The organism is Phenylobacterium sp., assembly GCF_030654915.1.
Taxonomy (GTDB): Bacteria; Pseudomonadota; Alphaproteobacteria; order Caulobacterales; family Caulobacteraceae; genus Phenylobacterium.
Genome location: NZ_JAURWM010000204.1, coordinates 1 through 5,071, shown reverse-complemented (window position 1 = coordinate 5,071; position 5,071 = coordinate 1). Strand labels below are relative to the sequence as shown.

The window sequence follows — 5,071 nt, the reverse complement described above, 5'->3', positions numbered from 1 at the left end:
GCGGTGACCCTGCCGTTGTACTCGGTGGCGTAGCCCTTGGATTCCAAGGTGCGCTCGGCCATCTCGAACGGAGCATGGGCCTCTTCCAGCGCCAGCAGCCGGCCAGCGTGGAACAGGATGTTGGTGTTGGCGACGCCGCTTTCCTTGCCCTGGGCGATCGGGTCGGTGGTCATCGGATTGCCGAAGCCGCCGAACAGGGCGCGTCCTTCGGAGTTCTCCAACTCCCACTTGGGCGTGCGGACGTAGCGGTTGCGATAGGTGACCTTGCCGTCCTCGACATGGAAGGCGTGGATCATTCCGTCGCCGGTGAACCAGTGGTACTCGCCGCGCGGCTCGAACTGCGGGTTCGGGCCGGTGCGATAGAGGGTGCCCTTCAACTCCTTCGGGATCTCGCCCTTCACGACTAGGTCGAAGTCGTCTTCGCTGCGGATCGGCGCGAAGTTGCCGGACAGGTACGGGTTGATGCGAACGTCGCCGTCCATGGTGCGTCTCCCTTTGAAGGCCGGCTTCAGACCGGTCTGATGATGTGCCCCTCGTCCGGCCGCGCGCGGCCCTCGAGGACGTCGTGATAGGCGGCCAATAGAGCCTCTGGTCCGACATGCTGGCGGACGTTCAGCCAGGCGGCGTCGGCGACGAAGGCGCGCAACGCGGCCATGAACCGGACGTCCAGTTCCTCATAGCCCCACTCGGCGGCCCGCTTGCGGATCTGGTCGGGGGCGAAGAACAAAGCCGGCGTCGGGCCAGGGAGATCGACCGGCGTGCGGTCGGCCTGCCAGCGGGTCGCGCCGACGATGATGCTGCGCGACAACCCCTCGCCAAGCGCAGTGTGCACCGCGGAGGTCACCTGCGGATCGCCCGCGAAATCGACAAAAACAGCGGGCGCCTTGGCGCTCAGGCTGCGAGCTTCGTCATAGGTGACGATGCGGTCGTAGAGGCCCAGCTCGGCCAGCTTGGCGGCGTTGGACGGTGAGGTCAGGCCAACCACCTCCAGACCGCGGCGACGCGCGAACCAGGCCAGGCCCATGGCGGTCTTGCTCGACGCGCTCGACAGCACCAGCGAGCCGACCGCTGCGTCCTCCGCCAGGAAATCGTCCAGCAGCCAGGAGGTCATGAACACCGGCCGCAGCAGGGCGCGGTGATCGTCCATCTCGTCTTCCGGCGCCTCGGAATAGGCGTTGTAGGTCGGCGGCAGTTCGGCGCGGTGCGCGGCGGTATCAACCAGTCCGTTGCGGCCCTTGGATAGCCGTGCCGTGAAATGGCTCGACATCGGCAGATAGCCGAAGATCCGCAGGCCGACCGGGGCGTCGGGCGCCTTGGACTTAATGACCTTGGCGAAGCCCCAGACCGGGATGCGGCCCAGGCCCTCCGGCGCCGGGAAGAACTTCCAGTACCCGAAGCTGTCGCCCATCATCCCGTAGGTGATGTTGTTGGCGGTCAGCGCGAAACGCTCGACCTCCAGCAGGGCCTCACCCTCGGCCAGATCAGCCACTTCGACGGCAGGACGCAGCTCCACGCGGCGCAGATCGTCCCGATTGATCAGCACATCCCAGGCAGTCATGATTTCCTCGCCTTTTTACGTTGTAAATTTATTACGTAAGAGCTACCTCAGGACAAGCCTTTTCTTTCCCTGAGTTTATCAATGCCCCGCGTCCTGTCCGAGTCCGATGTCGCCGACTTCCGCGAACGTCTTTGCGAGGTCGCCGAGAAGCTGTTCGCCGAGAAGGGGCCGGACGCGGTGACCATGCGCCAACTGGCCTCGGAACTGGGGGTCAGCCCGATGACGCCCTATCGCTACTTCACCGACAAGGAAGATATCCTGGCCGCGGTGCGGACCAACGGCTTCAACCGGTTCGCCGCGTCCCTGGAAGGCGCGCTCGCCAACACCCAGGGCAGCGCCAAGGCCAAGAGCTCGGCCGTGGGCGAGGCCTATCTGAACTTCGCCTTCGAACATCCCCAGACCTACAAGCTGATGTTCGACCTGAACCAGCCGCACGAAGAGGACTATCCGGACCTGGTCGCCGCCGCCGCCCGCGCCAACGCGATGCGGTCGGCCTACATCAAGGGCCTGGTCGAGGCCGGCGTGATGGAAGGCGATCCCGAAGAGATCGGCCGCATGTACTGGGCCGCCACCCACGGCGCGGTGAGCCTGGAACTGTCCGGCAAGCTGCCCAAGGGCATGGCCCGGATCATCAACCGCCAACTCGGTCACACGCTCGCAAAGGGCCTGCGCCCGGGGGCTTGAACCGGCTTGACGGCCCTTGCGGCAAGACCGTCATCTTCCCACCAACAAGAGGGGAAGCGCGCGATGGTCCAACCGTTCGAGGTCAAGTGGAGCGAGGCCTCCGTCCAGGCCGTCCTGGATCAGGTGCGAGCCTATCCCTGGCCACCAATCCCGGAGGTTGAAGACGGATGGGCCTACGGCTGCGACGCCGGCTATCTGAAGGACCTCTGCGCTCACTGGACCGACGCCTATGACTGGCGTTCGGCGGTGGCCGACCTCAACCGCTTCCCGCAGTTCACGGCCCGGGTCGAGGACTACGACCTCCACTTCCTGCACGTGGTCGGCGAGGCCGGCGGCAAGCGGCCGCTGATCCTCACCCACGGCTGGCCCGGCTCGCACTACGAGTTCTGGGACACCATCGAGAAGCTGGCCTTCCCCTCGCGCTTCGGCGGTCGGGCGCAGGACGCCTTCGACCTGGTGATCCCGTCCCTGCCAGGCTTTGGCTTCTCGTCGAAGCCGAAGCGCCCGATCGGCCAGCGCACCACCGCGCGGCTGTTCAACACCCTGATGACGCAGGTGCTAGGCTACGACCGCTATCTCGCTCAGGGTGGCGACTGGGGCGCACTGGTCACCTCGTGGCTGGGCCATGACCACGGCCGGCACGTCCGCGCCATCCACCTGAACATGATGGGCTTCCGCCCGCACGGCGGCCCCAAGGACGAGGCCGAGATCGCCTGGATGACCCGCCAGGGCGCGATGATGGACGTGATGGGCGCCTATTTCCGACTGCAGGCTTCCAAGCCGCAGTCGCTGGCCTGGATGGGCGCGGGCAATCCGGTCGGCCAGGCCGCCTGGATCGCCGAGCGGTTCCACGACTGGTCGGACCTGCGGGAAAAGTCCCTCGACGAAGCCCACCCCAAGGACCGGCTGCTGACCAACATCATGCTCTATGTGATGACCGACAGCTTCGCGACCGGCGCCTGGTACTATCGCGGCCTGCTCGAAGAGGGCGGCGTGGTGTTCCAGGACGGCGAGCGCTGCGAGACCCCCACAGCCTTCGCCAACTTCCCCGGCGAGCCCCTCTACACCGCCCCGCCCCGCTCCTGGGCCGAACGCGCCTACAACATCAGCCGCTGGACCGACCAACCGCGCGGCGGTCACTTCGCGGCGATGGAGGAACCGGAACTGTTCGTGACAGACGTCCGGGCATGGGGCGCCGAGACCGCATAGCGGGCGCTCCACCCTGGACGGCCAGCGTCCATGCCGGGACAAGCCGGCGGCCGCCTAAGCCGTCTCGCACACCAGCGTCTGGATCGCGCCGATCAGCCGCTCCAACTCCAGCGGCTTGGGCACCAGGAGGTCCATGCCGGCTGTGACGTACTCCGCCGCGTGGTGGGCCATGGCGTTGGCGGTCAGGGCGATGATCGGGGTCCGGCGAAGCCCTTCGGCCTTCTCGCGCTCGCGGATCCATCGCGTGGCCGTGGGGCCGTCCATCACCGGCATCTGAACGTCCATCAGGATGACGTCCCACTCCTGCTCGGCGGCGGCGCGGCAGGCGGCCTGGCCGTCGTTGACGCACCGGACCTCGACCCCGAGCTGGGCCAGCAGCGTCTTGAGCACCAGTTGGTTCATCGGATTGTCCTCGGCGGCGAGAATCCGCAAGTCGCCGGAGGGGGCGATAAGCTCCAGCGGCGGGACCATGGCGGGCGCTCCCTTGACGCGTGACAGCGGCAGTCGGACGGTGAAGGTCGACCCCTCCCCGACGCTCGACACCACGTCCACGTCGCCGCCCATCAGCGTCGCCAACTCCCGGCAAATGGCCAACCCCAGCCCAGAGCCGCCATAGCGCCGGGTGGTGGAGGCGTCTTCCTGCACGAACTTCTGGAACAACGATCCCAGGCGATCCTTGGCGATACCGGGTCCTGTGTCGGCGACCTCGAAGACCAGCGCCCCGTCCTGGCGACGAACCGCCACGCGCACCGTGCCCCGCGAGGTGAACTTCACGGCGTTAGAGACCAGATTATAGACGATCTGGCGCACGCGGGTCGGGTCGCCGCGCCAGACGCCAAGCGCCTGCGGCGACACTTTCAGATCGAACGAAACGTCTTTCTCGCTGGCCAAGGTGGTGAAGGTCGCCCGCACCCCGTTCATCAACGACTCGACATCGATCACCCCGTCTTCCAGCTCCAGGCGCCCAGCCTCGATCCGCGACAGGTCCAGCAGGTCGTTCAGCAGAGCCAGCAGAGTCTCACCGGCGTGACGCAGGACGCTTAGCCGCTCACGCTGGCGATCTGACAGGTCGTCGCGGGCCATGGCCTGGGCCATGCCCAGCACCCCGTTCAGCGGCGTGCGGATTTCGTGGCTCATCGTCGCCAGGAAGGCTGACTTGGCCACATTGGCGGCGTTGGCTTCATCGCGCGCTCGCTTCAGCGAGGCGTTCAGCGCCTTGAGCCGCTTTTCGGAACGCTTCAGGTCCTCGATCGACTGGGTGATGACCACGCAGCGGATCGGCCCCTCGCCCTGGAACCGGGCGGCGGTCAGCCGGAACCACTCGCCGCTCCGCGACTGGTAGGCATAGGCGAAGGTGGCCGCGTCCCCGGCCAGCACCCGCTTCACCCCCTTGGTCAGCGACTTGCCTCGCCCGCCCGGTAGTCGGTCGAACACCGTGAAGAGGTTGCGGCCCATTGGATAGACGTCGGTCTGAGCGACCTGCGCGCCCACTTCCCTGAAGGCCGAGTTGGCGGCGATGATCGCGCCGGTCTCGTCGACCACGGTCAGCATCGCCGCGAGCCCGTCGATGACGCCTCGGCCGAATCGCTCGGATTCCCGCAGCTCGGCGACGGCCTCGCG

At 66.9% G+C, this 5,071-nt stretch carries 5 protein-coding genes; 2 read left to right on the top strand and 3 right to left on the bottom strand.

The genetic code is table 11. The features are described 5' to 3' along the window. Together Q7T84_RS10415 and Q7T84_RS10410 are read right to left on the bottom strand one after the other, a co-directional pair. A partial coding sequence (locus Q7T84_RS10415) for a carotenoid oxygenase family protein (RefSeq protein ID WP_304808478.1) occupies positions 1 to 482 on the bottom strand: 482 nt, incomplete at its 3' end. 26 nt (positions 483 to 508) lie between these two features. Beyond that, positions 509 to 1,558, bottom strand: coding sequence for a DUF2855 family protein (locus tag Q7T84_RS10410; RefSeq protein WP_304808476.1), 1,050 nt, complete (start codon positions 1,556 to 1,558; stop codon positions 509 to 511). A gap of 81 nt (positions 1,559 to 1,639) precedes the next feature. Between Q7T84_RS10410 and Q7T84_RS10405 the strand changes: the two genes are divergently transcribed. After that, positions 1,640 to 2,242, top strand: coding sequence for a TetR/AcrR family transcriptional regulator (locus Q7T84_RS10405; protein WP_304808474.1), 603 nt, complete (start codon positions 1,640 to 1,642; stop codon positions 2,240 to 2,242). A gap of 63 nt (positions 2,243 to 2,305) precedes the next feature. Further along, a complete protein-coding gene (locus Q7T84_RS10400) occupies positions 2,306 to 3,451 on the top strand; it encodes an epoxide hydrolase family protein (RefSeq protein WP_304808472.1) in 1,146 nt (381 codons plus the stop codon). 54 nt (positions 3,452 to 3,505) lie between these two features. Here Q7T84_RS10400 and Q7T84_RS10395 read toward each other — a convergent pair. Next, positions 3,506 to 5,071, bottom strand: a 1,566-nt coding sequence (locus Q7T84_RS10395) for an ATP-binding protein (protein WP_304808470.1), incomplete at its 5' end; no start/stop codon positions are given.

Bases quoted from the DNA above. Each gene is read 5' to 3' on its own strand.
- Q7T84_RS10410 (WP_304808476.1), bottom strand. From the start codon at position 1,558: ATGACTGCCTGGGATGTGCTGATCAATCGGGACGATCTGCGCCGCGTG.
- Q7T84_RS10405 (WP_304808474.1), top strand. From the start codon at position 1,640: ATGCCCCGCGTCCTGTCCGAGTCCGATGTCGCCGACTTCCGCGAACGT.
- Q7T84_RS10400 (WP_304808472.1), top strand. From the start codon at position 2,306: ATGGTCCAACCGTTCGAGGTCAAGTGGAGCGAGGCCTCCGTCCAGGCC.